Consider the following 17,872-nt stretch of genomic DNA (forward strand, 5'->3'; position numbering starts at 1 on the left):
GCGTGCCCGGCGGCCTGGCTGACTCGCGGTTTGTCGTATCCACATGGAAAGATGGGCATGACGCTTGCGTCATACGATTGGGCATCTCGCGAATGTCCTTGCGCGCCGCGACGCGCGATGAATCCGTGAGAAGATGCATTTGCCGTCTGCCGTGTCACATCCTCGCCGAGAAGACCGCCATGGAACTCGATTCACTCTCCACCGAGAAGTTGCAATCGGTTGCGAAAAAGCAGGCGTCGTGGGCTGTCGGCGCGCTGCGGCAATTTTCCGACAACCGCTGCCCCGCGATGGCGGCGAGCATCGCGTTCTATGCGGCGTTCTCGCTCGCGCCGACGCTCGTGATGGTGATCGCGATCTCGGGCTGGTTCTTCGGCGCCGAAGCCGCGCGCGGCGAACTCTTCAGGCAGGTGCATAGCGTGCTCGGCAACGATGCCGCCGCCGCCGTCACGACGATCGTGCAGAACGCGCATCGCAGCGGCAGCGCCGGCGGCGTCGCGGCGATCATTTCGTTCGTCGCGCTGGCCATTGGCGCATCGGCGACGTTCTCGTCGCTGAACAGCGCGCTCAATATCGTATGGCCGACGCTCACGCCGCGCACCTCCAGCGTGATCGCGCTGGTGCGCGTCCGCCTGATCTCTTTCGGCCTCGTGCTCGGCGTCGCGTTTCTGCTGATCGTCTCGCTCGTGCTCGATACGGCGATCATCTTCATCGGCAACTGGATCTGGGGCGACTCGCCTTATGTGGTGATCGGCAATCTGCTGCAGTTGGCTGTCGGCTGGCTGGTGCTCGCCTTCGCCTTCGCCGCGCTGCTCAAGTTTCTGCCGGACGCGCCCGTGCGCTGGCGCGATGCGCTGGTCGGCGGCACGGCGGCGGCCGCGCTGTTTTCGGCGGGCAAGAAACTCTTCGCGCTCTACCTCGCGCATGCCGGCATGGCGAACTCGTTCGGCGCGGCGGGCTCGCTTGCGGTGCTGCTGATGTGGCTGTACTTCTCGGCGGTCGTGCTGCTGCTCGGCGCCGAGTTCGCCGCCGCGCGCGGGCGCCTGCACGATCCGCGCGGCGCATGGGGCTTCGCGCCCGCCACGCCGCCCGGCAGCCGCGCGATGCTGGCGTCCGTGCTGGCGGCATCGACGGTGGCGGCCAATGCGGCGCGCGGTTCGTTGCGGGGCATGCCGCCAGCGCCCCTCGACAAGACTGGCGCGCCGCTCCAGCGACCGCGCCCGACGGTTGCGGCGCGGCTCGCTGCCCGACACGACGCCGGAATCAGCAAGGCGGTGGCGATCGGAAAGTCCGTCGTCGACGCGGAAACGCAGGCGACGCGCGCCGCCGCCCGCACGCTGGTCCAAGCAACGCGCAAGGCGGTTGCCGCGGACCGCTATGTCCGCAAGCATCCGTGGGGCTCGATGCTGATCGCGGCGGGCACGGCGATGGCCGTCGCGGCGCTGGCGGGACGCCGCAACGGCCCGAACGATGCGGCAACGCCGCCCGCCTCCGATGACGGCCATTAAGCGTCTGCTTCAACGGCATGCACCAAAGCGATCACAACTACGCGCGTCTGTCTACCGGGCGCGCCGCTTATTTGCGCAGGCGGTCTTAATGCCTTTCCTATATAGATGCCGAATTTTTCCGATTTGACTAGACAACTACATTACTATTTGCCTTCCATATGGCGTGTAATTCCTACCGATCCGGTCGATCACTGTCATAAAAACAACAATAATGCTTAGTCAAACATTCAATATTGCTGAACTAGCAACAATTATTGACATGCTTGCGCGATAAGGCGGCGAAAGGGTTGTCACATTTTCGATACACCTTAATTTTTTTCAGTTCTTACACCAAGTGACACTGCGCTATTCTCCGATTCGCAACAACGAAACCAATCATCTGCGTGGAGAAATGGATGAAACGAATCGCACTGTCGACCCTCTCGCTGGCACTGCTCGGCGCTGCAGGCGCAGCACATGCACAAAGCAGCGTGACGCTCTATGGCTTGATCGATGAATCGATCCAGTACGTGCACAACGCGAATACGGCGAACGACCACCTGATCCAGACGTTCGCAGGGAACATCCAAGGTGACCGCTGGGGCCTGAAGGGCACGGAAGACCTTGGCGGCGGCCTGAAGGCGATCTTCCAGCTGGAAAGCGGCTTCGATGTGAACAACGGCAGGATGAGCCAGGGCGGCCGCCTGTTCGGCCGTCAGGCATACGTCGGTGTGACGCATGACGCATACGGCACGTTCACGATGGGTCGCCAGTATGACCCGCTCGTCGACCTTGTCCAGCCGCTGACGGCTGACAACTTCTTCGGCAGCACGTTCACGACGCCGGGCGACGTTGACAACAACGACAACAGCTCGCGTACGAGCAACGCCATCAAATACGTGTCGCCGGTGTTCAGCGGCTTCCAGTTCGAGGGCATGTACGCTCTGGGCGGCGTCGCTGGCGCAACGGGCGCAGGTCAGTCGTGGGCAGGCGCGGCCACGTGGAGCGGTGGCCCGTTCAGCGTTGCAGCCGGCTACTTCCGCATGGAAAACGCCAACACGGTCGCTGGCCGCGCAGGTGGCTGGGGCACGGGCGTGACCTCGGGCGGCACGTTTGACGGCTCGAACATCAACGGCGCGTACGCATCGGCGAAGCAGATCGACATCACGTCGGCAGCTGGTCAGTTCGTGACGGGTCCGTTCACGTTCAACATCCGTTACAGCTTCGCGCAATACAAGCCGGACGCATTCTCGAGCTTCGCTGCGCAAGAGAAGTTCCAGGTTGCTGGCGCGTTCGCTGGCTACCAGGTCACGCCGGCAATGCTGGTCGGTCTGGGCTACACCTACACGCACGGCGCAGGCGACACGTCGGCGAACTACCACCAGGTTTCGCTGGGCGCCGACTACAACCTGTCGAAGCGCACCGACCTGTACCTGCTCGGCGCTTACCAGCACGCAAGCGGCACGCAGCGCGATGCAGCGACGGGCGGACTCGTCGATGCAGGCGCATCGGTTGGTTCGTATGGCTACCAGGCAGGTAAGGACCACCAGGAAATCGTCAGCCTGGGTATCCGTCATAAGTTCTAATAGAACAATATGACGTACGGCCCCGAGACGTCGGGCCGCACCCTGAAGCCAGCCGGAGGCGCAAGCCGAAGGCTGGCTTTTTTCATTGGCGCGGGTACAAAGACGGCATGCATGCGCGCGCCATCCGTATTCGCGCGCGCCGTGGGCGCGCCCTCGTTCGAAGCAGAAGCGAAACGCGCGCCGATTCAGCCGCGTACTTTGGGCTTGTCGGCCTGCGCCAAAGTCTGCGCGGGCCGCACGTCGGCGCCTGCGGCTATACGGTCGGCGTCCGCGCGCAATGCGCCGTGCAACGCGCCCGGCGGCCGGTACAGCACCATCTCGCCGATATGGCCGTTCTGCGGCACTTCACCCGCGCTCTGCCAGTCGGGCTCGGGAATCTCGCTGAACACCTGCCGCAACCGCTCGCCCCATGTGCGGTGGATCATCTGGTAGTACGCGTTGTCCTGATCGATCGACACGAAACGCGTCACGCGCAGCGCGTCCTTTTCGTAGACGAGCAGATCGAGTGGCAGCCCGACGGAGAGGTTCGAGCGCAATGTGGAATCCATCGAGATCAGCGCGCATTTGGCGGCTTCATCGAGCGGCGTGGATGGCACGAGCACGCGGTCGATGATCGGCTTGCCGTATTTCGACTCGCCGATCTGGAAGTACGGATTCACGCGCGACGATTCGATGAAGTTGCCCGCCGCGTAGATCATGAACAGCCGCGGGCGCGGCTGCGCGACGCCTTCCCCGCTGTCGCGAATCTGGCCGCCGAGAATGAAGCTGCAATTGAAGTCGACGCCGAATTCCTGCAACGCGTTCGCTTCGCGCTGATGCACGTCGCGCACTGCCTGACCGACGACGCGCGCGGCATCGGCCATCGTCGACACGGTCCATAGCGTCGGCCGCGACGGCTCGGACGGCTCCGACAGTTCGTGCAACACGGCCTGCGTGAGCGACAGGTTGCCCGCGCTGAGCAACACCAGCATGCGCTCGCCCGGCTCTTCGAACACCGACATCTTGCGCGCGGTGCTGATGTGATCGACGCCGGCATTGGTCCGCGTATCCGACAGGAACACCAGCCCCTCGTCGACGCACATCGCCACACAGTAGGTCATGACAGGAATCCACACGGCTGCCGCAAACGGACCACGGGCGAGCCGCAAAGAGGCACGGGCCGCGGCGCGCCGCGGGACGCTGCCATTGTAATGCGCGCGCCTTGCGCGCTGCAGCCAACGTCAGGTGGCGCGGCGCGGGCGATGCGGCGAACGGATCGAAGCAAAATCAGGCAGACCGGCCGCGCTTACTGCGACGATTGCTCCTGCGCCTTCACGGCGACGGATACGTCGAGCGTCTCCTCCAGCCCGCCGATGCGCCGCCCGCGCACGGGCGCAGCCGCCTCGTAGTCGCGCGCCGCCGCGAGGCGGCAATACATCTCGCTCGCGAACGCCGCATGCGTGACGTCGACGGAAACCCAGCCGATGCCCGTGAGCCATACATCGACCCACGCGTGACTGGCCGCGTGCGTGACGTCGCCGGGTTCGATATAGCCGCTCACGTAGCGCGCCGGAATGTTGCGCGCGCGGCAGCACGCGAGCATCAGATGCGCGTGGTCCTGGCACACGCCCTTGCCGAGCGCGAGCGCCTGCGACGCGGTGCTCGTCACGCCCGTCGCGCCCGTCTCGAACTGCACGCGCGCGATGATCTTCTCGGCGAGCGCAATCAGCGCCGCGGGCTTGTCGAGGGAAGCCACCGCCGCGGCCAGTTCGCGGATCGCGGGATCGCAGTCGGTCAGGCGCGTCGCGCACGTGAAATGTTCGAGCGGGATCGCGCCCGCATCGTCGCCGAGCCTGCCGTCGACGAGCGGAAACGTGTCGATTTCGCCTGCTACGTGCACGCGTATCTCGTCGTGCGGCTTGTTGAGCACGAGCGTGTGCAGCACGTTGCCATAGGCGTCGAACGTCGAGTCGAGCTTGCCGGGCGCATCGAGCGTCCAGCGCCGCACGGCCTGGGAAGCCCCGCTCGACGGCGTCAGACGTAATTGCTGGATCGAATAGTGGACGGTCGATTCGTAGTGATAGGACGTATCGTGGCGGATCGAGAGAAACATTGATGGCACTCCGTCATGCAACAGGCAGCATCAGATAGGTGCGCGCGACCATGTGGCCGAGTTCGAACACGCGGGCAAGGAACTGCGTGAGCCACGCGTGCAGGCCGGCTTCGAAGATCTGGCGGATGTCCGCGTAGACCAGTTCGGCGCGCAGCTTGCCGGCAAAGCGCTCGCACTGGTTCGAGCCCTGCGTGCGCAGCATCGCGAGGTTTTCGCAGACGCCGTCGAGCGATGCGAGCAGCGAGCGCGGCATCTGCGAGTTCAGGATCATCAGCTCGACCACGCGCGCAGGCGTCACGACATCGCGATACACCTTGCGGTAGATCTCCAGTGCCGACACCGAACTGAGGATCGACGTCCAGTAATAGAAGTCTTCAAGCTGGCGGGCGGCCTCGCGCGAGTTCGGCTCGGCGTCGGTGAAGCGCACGTCGAGAATGCGCGCCGTGTTGTCCGCGCGTTCGAGGAAAGTGCCGAGCTGCGTGAAGAAGAACGCGTCGTCCTGCAGCGCCGTGCCGAGTGTCACGCCGCGCGACAGATGCGAGCGGAACTTCACCCATTCAAAGAGCGCAGCCGGATTGCTCGCAACCTGGCCGTGTGCCGTGCGCTCGTTGAATTCGAGCCACGTGTCGTTGATCGTTTCCCACCATTCCGTCGTCAGCGTGCCGCGCACCGCGCGCGCGTTTTCACGCGCCGCCTGCAGGCACGCCTGAATGCTCGACGGGTTCGAGGAATCGGCGATCATGAAGTCGAGCACGTTTTCGCGCGTCGGCTCGTCGTAGCGCTGCGCGAACGCGTCCTCCAGTTCGGAGATGCGCAGCACCGAACGCTGCGCGCGTTCCTCCTGCTCGGTCGTCTGCGGCAGCAGTTGCGCCTTCAGGTTGATGTCGAGCATGCGCGCGGTATTCTCCGCGCGCTCCATGTAACGGGCCATCCAGAACAGATGATCGGCGGTGCGGCTCAGCATGTCGGCTTTCCGTATTGATTGGGCGCGCCTGTCGTCAACGCGTGACGGCAGACGCGCCGGGTTGCCCGTTTTTTACGCCGGCCTCCACGGAAACTCGAAGAGAATCGCGGATGCCGGCCATTCAGAACATCGGTCGAACGCTGCCAGTCAGTCGACCATCCAGGTATCTTTCGTGCCGCCGCCCTGCGACGAGTTGACGACCAGCGAGCCCTCCTGCAACGCGACACGCGTGAGACCGCCCGCGCACATCGTCACCGTCTTGCCCGACAGCACGAACGGACGCAGATCGATATGACGCGGCGCAATACCCGCTTCGACGAAGGTCGGACAGGCGGACAGCGCGAGCGTCGGCTGCGCGATATAGCCGGCGGGCTTTTCGATCAGCCGCCGGCGAAACGCCTCGATCTCCGCCGACGTCGACGCTGGCCCGACCAGCATCCCGTAGCCGCCCGCGCCGTGCACTTCCTTGACGACGAGCTCGGGCAGATTCGCGAGCGTATAGGCGAGGTCGTCCGGCTTGCGGCATTGGTAGGTCGGCACGTTGTTCAGGATAGGCTTTTCGCCCAGATAGAACTCGATCATGTCGGGCACGTACGGATAGATCGACTTGTCGTCGGCGATGCCCGTGCCCATTGCGTTGGCGAGCGCGACGCGGCCCGCGCGATACGCGGTCAGAAGGCCCGGCACGCCGAGCGCGGAGTCCGGTCGAAACGCGAGGGGATCGAGAAAGTCGTCGTCGACGCGCCGATAGATCACATCCACGCGCCGTGGACCTTGCGTCGTGCGCATGAACACGTAGTTGTCGTCGACGAAGAGATCCTTGCCTTCCACCAGTTCGACGCCCATCTGCTGCGCGAGGAACGAATGTTCGAAGTAAGCGGAGTTGTACATGCCCGGCGTCAGCACGACGACGACGGGATCGTCGACGCCTTCGGGCGCGACCGAGCGCAGCGTGTCGAGCAGCAGATCCGGATAGTGCGCAACGGGCGCGATGCGGTTCTGCACGAAAAGCTCGGGGAAGAGCCGCATCATCATCTTGCGGTTCTCGAGCATGTACGACACGCCCGACGGCACGCGCAGGTTGTCTTCCAGCACGTAGAACTCGCCGTTCTCGCCGGCGCGCACGACATCGACGCCCGCGATGTGCGCATAGACGCACAGCGGCACATCGACGCCCTGCATCTCGGGGCGGTACTGCGCGTTGGTATAGACCTGATCGGCGGGAACGATGCCTTCGCGCACGATGCTGCGATCGTGATAGACATCGTGGATGAAGAGGTTGAGCGCCTGGACGCGCTGCCGCAGACCTGCTTCGAGCGTCTGCCATTCGTTGCGCGGGATGATGCGCGGAATCAGATCGAACGGGATGAGACGCTCCGTGCCGGACAGATCGCCATTGACCGCGAACGTGATGCCGACGCGGCGAAACAGAAGATCGGCTTCCGCCCGCTTACGCGCGATTGCTTCGGTGCCCTGCTGCACGAGCCAGCGTTCGAACCGCTGATAGTGCGGCCGCACGGCGTCATCGAATTGACGCATCTCGTCATAGCATCGCATGTCACGCCCCACTCTTTTTGTCGGATAGAAGGCGAATGCGCTGCGCATTCGGTTTCAACCACGATCAAGCAAGCGTTATGCCATCGGGGTTTCATGCGCGACGCGGGAGCGGATGCACATGAATAGCGCACACGGACTGGCAAGCAACCCGCTGCCATCGTAGCGCGGCGACGTCCGATGCGCTACTTCTGTGCGTATCCGTGCGCACATGGTTCGGTGTGTGCCGAGTTTGGGAATTGGGTTTGCGGTCTGCGACAGGTTTTGTTCGCTGTGTTGCGTTGCGGGGTGTTCGCTCTGGCATCCGCGATGCGGTTCGCTTTGCCCTTGCGCGGGCATCCGCGATGCGGTTCGTTTCGCCGCTATCGCTGGCATCCGCGATGCGCCTCGCGGCGCGGGCGTCGCCCCTGTGCGGGGCGGCACCTACTTTCTTTGCCGCGGCAAAGAAAGTAGGCAAAGAAAGCCGCTCACACCGCCAAACCTTGACCGTTAGCCACGGGCTCCCAACGTCCCCATGTTTATCGCGGCAGTGTGCTCGCCCACGCCCGTTGCCTGCGCACTGACCGGCGCCGCACCCGCTTCATGCACCCGCGTGCAAACCACGCCCCTCGATTATCCCGTGCCCCGCATGCGGCAAACCTATGTAGGCCTTCGCGCCATCAGAACACCTTCGCTGCGCGATGCGTCTTCATAGTTAGGGCGCAGCCCTGTGAGGCGCGACAACCAACATAGGTTTGCCGCACAAGGGCAGTGAAACATCAGGACGGTTAGCAGTTGTGCGAGCGCGTGAAGCGGGTGAGGCGTTCAGATAGCGCGTTGGCAACGAGCAAAGTCAGCACGCTGCCATGTGAAGTGCGGGGACGCCAAGAGCCCGTGGGTAAACGTCAAGCATTGACGGGGTGAGCGGCTTTCTTTGCTTACTTTCTTTGCCGCGGCAAAGAAAGTAAGTGCCGCCCCGCACAGGGGCAACGCTCGCGCCGCGAGGCGCATCGCGGATGCCAGCGATAGCGGCGAAACGAACCGCATCGCGGATGCCAGCGCAGGGCAAAGGCGAACCCTATCGCGAACGCCCACGCAAGGGGCAAAGGCGAACCGCCTCGCGAATACCCGCGACGGCCATACCAAACCAAACAGCGTCGCAGACACAAAAACAAAGTCCCCACACACTTGCGCATGTGGGGACCGCGATATCCAACAACGGCGGCTCGTGCCGCCGTCAGGAGCGCATCGATTACGCTGCTGCTGCGTCCTTCAGCTTCTTCAACGCACGTGCCTTCACACGCACGCTTGCCGGCTTGGCCGGGAACCAGCGCTCTTCACCCGTGAACGGGTCCTTGCCGAAGCGCTTCTTCTTCGCCGGAACGGCCTGAACGACGATCTTCAGAAGACCCGACAGCGTGAATTCGCCAGCGCCCTTCTTGTGGACCGAACCGAGGATCGTGTCTTCGAGTGCAGCCAGAACTGCCTTCGCCGACTTGGGCTCGACGCCCGCACGCTCCGCAACGTGTGCAGCCAGCGAGGCCTTCGTGAAGGTGTCCTTGATCGGCGAGGGAACGCCGGACGCCTTCACGGCGACCTTCTTAGCCGTGACTTTCTTTGCGGGAGCAGCAGCTTTCTTAGCAGCAACCTTCTTCGTCGGTACCGTAGCAGCCTTCTTGGCTACCTTTTTTGCGGAAGTCGCCATATTTCTCCTACCTCTTAGGGTCGTTAAATGCGAGAAGCGCGCGCGATATGCGCATGCTTCAAGGCCGGATTCTACAAGCGCTTTTGCGTTCTGAGCGAATCTTTTGTGTGTAACGGTTACGGTGTGTTGCGTGGCGCTGACTAACCCACGCATTTCGCGCCTGTTTTTAAGGGGTAAACACGATGACCAGGCGATTTCGGCACACCTGTCCAGCGCGAAACCTCGTTTGAATCGCACGAGTGTTTGCACTCGTGTCGATCAGAAGTCATGCGTCGAAGCGTCGGGAGCGCCCTACGGATGATGCACTCGCGCGCTCGCAGGCGCGCTCAAGTCCTTGATTCGACACGCGGCAGCAGCTTCGCGAGTTTCGTCAGCGCCGCGTCGATCAGCTCCGCCTCGATGCCGCCGTAGCCGAATACGAGCCCCGTTTGCGGCCTCGCGCGCACATGAAAAGGCGCGAGACCGTGCAGCGCAATCGCTTCTTCTCGCGCCGCGTCGATCACGGCGGCTTCCGTCAGCGGCGCCTTGAGCAGCGCGGCGAGATGGATGCCCGCTGCCGGCACGATCGGCTCAAACCAGCGCGCGAGATCGCCGTGCAGATGCGCGAGCAGACATGCACGGCGCGCGGCGTAAAGCTTGTGCATGCGCTTCACGTGCCGCGCGAAGTCGCCGTTCAGCATGAAGCGGGCAAGCGCCGTCTGCGTCAGCGAGCAGCCATGCCAGTCTCCGATCTGTCTGGCCTTGCGCAGCGTGTCGAACAGCGCCGCGGGCGGCACCACGTAGCCGACGCGCAACTCGGGAAAAAGGGTCTTCGAAAACGTTCCCACGTAGGCGACGAGTCCCGCGCGGTCTAGGCTCTTCAGCGGCTCCATTGGCCGGCCCTCGAAGCGGTATTCGCAATCGTAGTCATCTTCGATGATGACGGCGTCGCGCTCCTGCGCCCATTCGAGCAACTCGACGCGCCGCGCAAGACTCATCGGCATGCCGAGCGGGAACTGATGCGAAGGTGTCACGTAGACGAGCCGCGCGTTCTTCGGCAGCTTGCCGACGACAAGGCCTTCGGCATCGACGGCCACGGGCACGACCTTCGCGCCCGTGGCCGTCAGGCAAGCGCGGGCTGGCGGATAGCCCGGATCTTCGACGACGGCCACGTCACCGGGCCGCAGCGTCACGCGTGCAATCAGATCGAGCGCGTGCTGCGCGCCCTGCGTGACGATCACGTCTTCCCAGTTGCTCGCGATCGCGCGGCTAAACGCGAGATAGCGCGAAATCGCAAGACGCAGCTCCTGCTCGCCAGCGGCATCGCGATAGGTGCCGCGCCCGCGCGCCTGGACACGCAGCGCGTGATTCACGCAGCGGCGCCAGACATCGAAGGGGAAATGCGACTTGTCGGTGATGCCGCCGACGAAGTCGAACGGGGTGCCCGGCGTCGGCTGCGGACCGAGCAGGTCGGGAACGGCATGCCATACGGGCTGCGCGCGGGCGCCGGATCGTGCGGACGTGCTCGCGTCTTGAGCGGCGCGAGCATGCGCCGGACGATCGGCGGGCAAGCGCTGCAGCCCTTCGGAGACGAACGTGCCCGAACCCGCACGCGCATGCAGGAAGCCTTCGGCGAGTAGGCGCTCGAACACGTCGAGCGTCGTCTTGCGCGAGACGCCGAGTTGCGTCGCGAGGTCGCGCGTCGACGGCAATTGCGTGCCGCCCGCAAGACGCCCCTCGACAATGCCCGCTCTCAACTGCCGATAGATCTGTCCGGCCAGGTCGTGGCGGCCTTCGACGGCGATGTGGATGTCCATGTGAGCCGGTTGCCTGCTGTGATGTCGTGTGCAAGCTTACCTTGGCGTCATCTGTCCCAGCGATCGAAGCTGCGCGTCACAGCGCCGTAAACGTAAAAAGGCGTGCCATCCAGCACGCCTTTGATATCCATCGAATGCCCGACGGGGCAACGGCCTTATTGCGCCGACGCCACCACTTCAAGCTTGCGCGAGTTCTCCCGCGCTTCTTCCGCGCTGCGATGATGCGCCCGCGACAAACGCCCCATCAACGGCAGCAGCAGGATCGCCACGATCGCGCCGAACGCCGCGAGCCAGCCGAGCTCCGCGAAGAGCTTCGTATACAGCGGCAGCGAAGTCATCGGATCGAGATCGCCGGCGGGCATCTTCGCCAGATTCGCGACGACGCTCCCCAGATACTGCGAGACGCCCGTCGCGACGAAGTACGCGCCCATCATGAAGCCGCTCATGCGGGCGGGGACGTAGCGCGCGATCATCGCGAGGCCGAGGCCGCTCACCAGCAGTTCGCCCAGCGAGTACAAACCGTAGCCGCCGACCATGAACCACGACGACACGCGGCCGTTCACCGCGAAGCTGCCGCTCCATGCGTAAACGAAGAAGCCTGCCGCGACCACGGCAAAACCGAACGCATACTTCGCCGCGACGGGCACGTCCTTGCCGTTTTTCGCGAGCCTCGTATACAGCGTCGCGAGAATCGGGCTCAGCAGCATGATCCAGATCGGGTTCAGCGCCTGGAACTGCGCGGCGCTCCACGTGAACAGATGCGCGCCGAACAGCGAGAACGTCGGATCGACATTGCGCAACGCGAAGAGCGTCAGCGACGTCGACATCTGCTGATAGAACACGAAGAACAGGATCACCTGCAGCGTCAGGATCAGTGCCGCGAGCAGGCCCGAACGCTCAGAGCGCTCACACTTGATCAACATGTACGCGAAGATCGCGAGAATCGCGACGCCCGCCGTGTACACGCACGCCACCGCAATCGCCTTGTGCTGCAGCACGAACATCGTCGCCGTGCCGAGCGCGACGCCGCCCGCCGCGACAGCCAGCACGCGCTTCCAGCGGATGGGTTCGGCATCCGGCGCCGAGCCGATGTGCGACAGCGTGCGGAACATCAGGAAGTAATTTATCACGCCGATCAGCATGCCGACGCAGCAGACGGCAAATGCCGTGTGCCAGCCCCAGTGATCCTTGATCCACGGCGTCGCGAGCATCGACACCGTCGAGCCGATATTCACCGCCATGTAGTAGATCGTGAACGCGCTGTCGATGCGCGCGTCGTCGCCTTCATAGATGCGGCGCACCAGATTCGCGGCATTCGACTTGAACAGTCCGTTGCCGACCACGATCACGCCCAGCGACGCATACATGAATTCGAGGCTGTCGTTCGGCAGCGCGAGCATCAGATAACCCGCCGCAAGCACGAGCGCGCCGAAGATCATCGAGCGGCGCGCGCCGAGAATCTTGTCGCCGATCCAGCCGCCGATCGAAGGCGACGCATAGACGAGCGCCGCGAACGCGCCCCACGTGAGCGTCGCGTGGCTGTCGTCGAAACCGAGCCTGTCGATCATGAACAGCACGAGCAGCGCGGCCATGCCGTAGTAACCGAAGCGTTCCCACATCTCGATGAGAAAGACGGTCGAAAACGACCGGGTCTGGGATACGGGTGAGTTCATGCGTTCCTCTTATTGATGATGCGATAGCAGCCGCGCACGCACGCGTCGAGCCGACGCAATGCCACGTGGCGAAGCTGGAAAAACTGGAGATCGTCGATGACTTGCCGTAGCCGATGCATGCGAGCGGATCGGGCGACGGTTCAGTGCGATACGAACGACGGACAGCGCGGTCCGCGTCGAAAACGGAACAACCAGGACTTCAGCGGGAGGCCGTCAACGCGAAAAACCGCGTGACGAAGGCTCAATGATAAAGCATTGCGCGCCCGGACCCGTGCTGCGGCTGCAGGGAGACTCGCGTGCTCAATATGCGGGATCGATGTGTATACAGAAGCGGAAAAACAGCAAAAGAGATCGACATACGTGTTCACCTTCGTTCGTCGGTGGCAGCCCGGTCAGGACGTACCGATCAGGAGACCGTCACAGGATCGCTGCAGACGGAAGTGCGGGCGACCCGGACCTTGCAAGCCCGAGCCGCACGAGGCAGCGATTGTGCGTATCAACTGGCGTCTTGTCGCTTCGGGAATTTACTGAGGCGCGCAAAAAAGATTCGCGCAACGACCGGCCGTTAGTCTCAATGCTTTTTGAGATTATCTGAAGCAAATCTGTAGACACGCTGTGCAATCTGGCAACATAGCATGCTCTCTCGAAAAGAAAGAACGGGCGCCGACCATACCGATGAGTTGTCAACTTCTGCAAGGCTGCACGCCCGACGGGTAGTACGTCATCAAACAACATTTGCTTGTATCAAACTAATTTTGACGGACAAATTTGGTTTTGCTATGGTCACGACACTTGAGAAGGACACGGCACTAGAACTGGGGAGCAAGATTCGCGCGCTGAGGCAAAGACTGAAGCGCACGCTCGACGAAACAGCGACGGCAGCGGGCATCTCGAAGCCGTTTTTGTCGCAGGTCGAGCGCGGTCTCGCGTCTCCATCCATCACATCGCTGGCGGGAATTGCGAATGCGTTGGGCGTGAAGGTGCAGTACTTCGTCGATACGCCGAGCGAAGAACGTTCGGTGTGTCGCGCAAACGAACTGAAGTTTTTTGGTTTTGCAGACTCGGCGAATCTGTTTGCCCGGATGACCAATCTGTCGGGGGGCCGTCAGTTGGAAGCCATCCTTGTGAGGATGCCACCCGGGCAAAAGCGTTCCGAAGTCACGACACATGCCGGTGAAGAGTTCATCTATGTCATCGAAGGGCAAATGTCGCTGACGCTGGAAGGCAAGACCTTCGTGCTGCGTGCTGGAGACAGCGCACATTACGAATCGACGCTGCCGCATAGCTGGGCGAATACGGCCCGGAAGGAATCGGTGGTCGTCTGGGTGGGTACGCCGAGACTGTTTTAGAAGGCAGGCATTCAATCCTGGTTGGAAGCGCTTCCGCACATCGAGGAAGCGCGATGAATCGGTTGTAGGATGCCTGTAATAATAATTGTAAGGAATCCTGCATGCCGTACACCGAACAAGGACCACCCCGGTCCTCACCACGCGGATAGCCGTTAGCGGCGTCCGCGCCGCTTTCGTTTCTCTCCCGACTTTTTTTGCGAATCCAACCATGAAAACAACGTTCGTCTATACGACGGCGCTGACCGCGCTCGTCGTTGCATTTCAGCAAAACGCATCGGCCGTCACGATTCCGTCCGGCGCGACGCTCGCCGCCAGCCAGGAACTGACGCGCCAGGTCCCCGCCGAAACCGAATCGCTCGATCCCGCGCACATCGAATCGTGGACGGGCAATACGATCGGCCTCGATCTGTTCGAAGGCCTCACGCGCATCGACGCATCGGGCGCGGTCGTCCCGGGCGTCGCGCAATCGTGGACGCGCACGGCACCCGACACATGGGTCTTCAAGCTGCGTCACGACGCGAAGTGGAGCAACGGACAGCCCGTCACGGCGGCCGACTTCGTGTATTCGTGGCAACGCGTCGTCGATCCGAAGACGGGCTCGAAGTACACGGTGCTCGTCGAGTTCGTGAAGAACGCGAAGGAGATCATCGCTGGCAAGTCGCCCGTGACGAGCCTCGGCGTGCGGGCCGTCGATCCGTACACGCTCGAAGTGAAGACGGAAGTGCCCGCCGCGTTCTTCCCGCAGCTCACGGCAATGGCGACGATGGCGCCCGTCGACAAAGCCGTCGTCACGAAGTTCGGCACCGACTGGACGCGTCCCGCGAACTTCGTCAGCAACGGCGCGTTCTCGCTCACCGACTGGCAGCCGAACAACCGGCTCGTCGTCGCGAAGAACGGCAACTATTGGAACGCGCCGAAGGTGGCGATCTCGAAGGTCACGTATCTGCCCATCGAAAGCGACGAAACGGCGATGCGCATGTATCAGGCGGGCCAGTTCGACTACACGTACGCGATTCCGTCGGGCATCTACAACCAGATCGGCAAGCAGTTCGGCTCGCAGTTGCAGACGGGCCTGCAGATCGCGACCTACTACTACAGCCTGAATAACGACGACCCTGCATTCAAGGACAAGCGCGTGCGCCAGGCGCTGTCGATGGTGGTCGATCGCGATCTGCTCACATCGAAACTCACCGCGAATGGCGAAGTATCGATGTATGGCCTGATCTCGAAGGGCACGGAAGGCGCAGCCGTCTACAAGCCGGAATGGGCGTCGTGGCCGATGGCCAAACGCGTCGACTATGCGCGCAACCTGCTGAAGGAAGCGGGCTACTCGAACGACAAGCCGCTCACCTTCACGTTCACCTATAACACGAACGATCTGCACAAGAAGGTCGCGCTGTTCGTGACGTCGGAATGGCGCACCAAGCTCGGCGTGAACGCGAAGCTGGAGAACGTCGAGTACAAGGTGCTGCTCAAGCAGCGTCACGAGGGCAAGGTGCAGGCGTCGCGCGACGGCTGGTTCGTCGACTACAACGACGCGATGTCGTACTTCGATCTGATCCGCTGCGGCAGCGTGCAGAACGATCAGCACTACTGCAACCCGAAGGTCGACGCGCTGATCGATCAGGCCAACCAGCAGACGAACGACAAGCAGCGCACCACCCTGCTCACGCAGGCGCATGACCTCGCGATGAACGATTATCCGATGATCCCGCTGTTCCAGTACTCGGCCGCGCGTCTCGTGAAGCCGTATGTCGGCGGCTACGCGGCGACCAACTATCTCGACATGCGCGCGTCGCAAGACATGTACGTGCTCAAGCACTAACCGGCAGGAACCGCACCCATGCTTGCATACACGTTGCGCCGGACGCTGTGGGCGATCCCGACGATTCTGGCCGTGATCACCGCATGCTATCTGCTGCTGCATCTCACGCCCGGTGGTCCGTTCGATACCGAGAAGCAGTTGTCGGCGGCCACGATCGCGAACCTGAACGCGCGCTATCACCTCGACGAACCGCTGTGGAAGCAGTACCTGCACTATCTGTGGGGACTGTTGCACGGCGATCTCGGCCTGTCGTTCCGCTACGCCGACTGGTCCGTCACCGACCTCGTGCTCAAGGCGCTGCCCGTGAGTCTCGGCGTCGGCGGCGTCTCGGTGCCGTTCGCGGTCGTGATCGGCGTCGGGCTCGGCACGATTGCGGCCGTGCGCCGCGATAGCGTGATCGATCATGCCGTGATGGTGCTCGGCAACGTCGGCAACGTCGTGCCGCCGTTCGTGCTCGGCCCGCTGCTGGTATGGGTGTTCGCCATTCTGCTGAAGACCGCGGACGGCCACGGCTGGCTGCCCGCGGGCGGCTGGGGCGAAGGCGAGTGGCGCTATCGCGTGCTGCCCATCGCGCTGCTCACGATCATCAACGTCGCGCTGATCGCGCGCGTGATGCGCGGCAGCATGATCGAAGTGCTGTCGGGCAACTTCATCCGCACGGCGCGCGCGAAGGGTCTGCCCGCGCACACGATCGTGCTGCGCCACGCGATGAAGCCCGCGCTGATGCCCGTCGTGTCGCTGCTCGGCTCCGTGTGCATCTCGTCGATCACAGCGGCCGTCGTCACCGAATCGGTGTTCGCGCTGCCGGGTATCGGGCAGCTCGTCGTCAACGGCGCAATCAACCGCGACTACACGCTCGTGCTCGGCCTCGTCGTGCTGACGACGGCCGTCGCCGTTCTGTTCAACCTGCTCGTCGACCTTGCGTATGCATGGCTCGATCCGCGTATCCGCTATTGATATCGATGAGATCCCGATGAGAATGCCACCTGTTACCTTGAGCGTCGTCGATGCGCCGCCTTCGCGCAGCCCGCTCGCGACGGCCGCACGCCGCTTCATGCGCAACCGCGCAGCGTTTGCCGCGTTGCTGCTGCTCGTCTTCATCGTGCTCGCGTGCTTCGCCGGGCCGCTCCTGTCGCCCAACAATGCAATCGACAGCGACTGGGCCGCGATCAGTCTCGCGCCGACCTTCGCGAACATGCACTGGTTCGGCACCGACGAACTTGGCCGCGACCTGCTCGTGCGCACGCTCGTCGGCGGGCGCGTGTCGCTCGAAGTCGGCCTGCTCGGCACGCTCGTGTCGGGACTGTTCGGCGTCGCGTGGGGCGCGACGGCGGGCTATCTGGGCGGGCGCGTCGATGCCGTGATGATGCGCATCGTCGACATGATGTACGCGATCCCCTACATGCTGATCGCGATCCTGATGATGACCCTCTTCGGCCGCGCGTTCTATCTCGTCGTGCTGACGATCAGCGCGTTTTCGTGGCTCGACATGGCGCGCGTCGTGCGCGGCCAAACGTTGTCGTTGCGCTCGCGAGAGTTCATCGATGCGGCGAAGTCGATCGGCGTCAGTTCGCGCTCGATCATCGCGCGCCATATCGTGCCGAATCTGATCGGCGTGGTGGTCGTCTATGCGACGGTCACGGTGCCGGGCATCGTGCTGACGGAATCCGTGCTGTCGTTTCTCGGCCTCGGCGTGCAGGAGCCGATGACGAGCTGGGGCGTGCTGATCCAGGACGGCGCGCAGAAGCTCGAATCGACGCCGTGGCTGCTGCTGTGCCCCGCGCTGATGCTGTGCGCGACGCTTTATTGCGTGAGCTTCGTCGGCGACGGCTTGCGCGACGCACTCGATCCGAAGGACCGTTGAG

General features: G+C 63.2%; 13 protein-coding genes. 6 read left to right on the forward strand and 7 right to left on the reverse strand.

The window, feature by feature from the left end; translation table 11 throughout:
• The first annotated feature begins 179 nt into the window (after window positions 1–179).
• Window positions 180–1,505, forward strand: a complete 1,326-nt coding sequence (locus J8I87_RS08360) for a YihY/virulence factor BrkB family protein (protein ID WP_209930968.1) — start codon at window positions 180–182, stop codon at window positions 1,503–1,505.
• Between the two features lie 395 nt (window positions 1,506–1,900).
• Window positions 1,901–3,070, forward strand: a complete 1,170-nt coding sequence (locus tag J8I87_RS08365) for a porin (protein WP_209930969.1) — start codon at window positions 1,901–1,903, stop codon at window positions 3,068–3,070.
• Between the two features lie 185 nt (window positions 3,071–3,255).
• Here J8I87_RS08365 and J8I87_RS08370 read toward each other — a convergent pair whose 3' ends face one another.
• From J8I87_RS08370 to J8I87_RS08400, 7 genes are all read right to left on the reverse strand, one after another.
• Window positions 3,256–4,170 carry a proteasome-type protease gene (locus J8I87_RS08370; RefSeq protein ID WP_209930970.1) on the reverse strand — a complete coding sequence of 305 codons (915 nt, stop codon included), beginning with the start codon at window positions 4,168–4,170 and terminating at the stop codon, window positions 3,256–3,258.
• Between the two features lie 185 nt (window positions 4,171–4,355).
• The gene (locus J8I87_RS08375; RefSeq protein ID WP_209930971.1) at window positions 4,356–5,162 is read right to left on the reverse strand and encodes a transglutaminase family protein; all 807 of its coding nucleotides are present in this window, start codon (window positions 5,160–5,162) and stop codon (window positions 4,356–4,358) included.
• Window positions 5,163–5,175: 13 nt separating this feature from the next.
• Complete coding sequence (locus J8I87_RS08380) at window positions 5,176–6,126, reverse strand: alpha-E domain-containing protein (RefSeq protein WP_209930972.1); 951 nt, start codon at window positions 6,124–6,126, stop codon at window positions 5,176–5,178.
• A 147-nt stretch (window positions 6,127–6,273) separates the two neighbouring features.
• Window positions 6,274–7,683 carry a circularly permuted type 2 ATP-grasp protein gene (locus tag J8I87_RS08385; RefSeq protein WP_209930973.1) on the reverse strand — a complete coding sequence of 470 codons (1,410 nt, stop codon included), beginning with the start codon at window positions 7,681–7,683 and terminating at the stop codon, window positions 6,274–6,276.
• Between the two features lie 1,228 nt (window positions 7,684–8,911).
• Entirely contained in the window at window positions 8,912–9,364 is a 453-nt protein-coding gene (locus J8I87_RS08390) for an HU family DNA-binding protein (protein ID WP_209930974.1), read from the reverse strand.
• A 326-nt stretch (window positions 9,365–9,690) separates the two neighbouring features.
• A complete protein-coding gene (locus J8I87_RS08395; protein WP_209930975.1) occupies window positions 9,691–11,160 on the reverse strand; it encodes a PLP-dependent aminotransferase family protein in 1,470 nt (489 codons plus the stop codon).
• A 155-nt stretch (window positions 11,161–11,315) separates the two neighbouring features.
• Window positions 11,316–12,833, reverse strand: coding sequence for a peptide MFS transporter (locus tag J8I87_RS08400; RefSeq protein WP_209930976.1), 1,518 nt, complete (start codon window positions 12,831–12,833; stop codon window positions 11,316–11,318).
• Window positions 12,834–13,612: 779 nt separating this feature from the next.
• Here J8I87_RS08400 and J8I87_RS08405 point away from each other — a divergent pair.
• The 4 genes from J8I87_RS08405 (at window position 13,613) to J8I87_RS08420 (ending at window position 17,871) form a co-directional block, all read left to right on the forward strand.
• Window positions 13,613–14,182, forward strand: coding sequence for a cupin domain-containing protein (locus J8I87_RS08405; RefSeq protein ID WP_209931038.1), 570 nt, complete (start codon window positions 13,613–13,615; stop codon window positions 14,180–14,182).
• Between the two features lie 208 nt (window positions 14,183–14,390).
• Window positions 14,391–16,007, forward strand: a complete 1,617-nt coding sequence (locus J8I87_RS08410; protein ID WP_209930977.1) for a peptide ABC transporter substrate-binding protein — start codon at window positions 14,391–14,393, stop codon at window positions 16,005–16,007.
• A gap of 18 nt (window positions 16,008–16,025) precedes the next feature.
• Window positions 16,026–16,964 carry an ABC transporter permease subunit gene (locus tag J8I87_RS08415; RefSeq protein WP_209930978.1) on the forward strand — a complete coding sequence of 313 codons (939 nt, stop codon included), beginning with the start codon at window positions 16,026–16,028 and terminating at the stop codon, window positions 16,962–16,964.
• A 16-nt stretch (window positions 16,965–16,980) separates the two neighbouring features.
• Window positions 16,981–17,871, forward strand: coding sequence for an ABC transporter permease (locus J8I87_RS08420; protein WP_245253788.1), 891 nt, complete (start codon window positions 16,981–16,983; stop codon window positions 17,869–17,871).
• Window position 17,872: the final 1 nt, after the last annotated feature.

Origin of the sequence: Paraburkholderia sp. LEh10 (genome assembly GCF_017814945.1) — a bacterium.
In the GTDB taxonomy this organism is placed as follows: Bacteria; Pseudomonadota; Gammaproteobacteria; order Burkholderiales; family Burkholderiaceae; genus Paraburkholderia.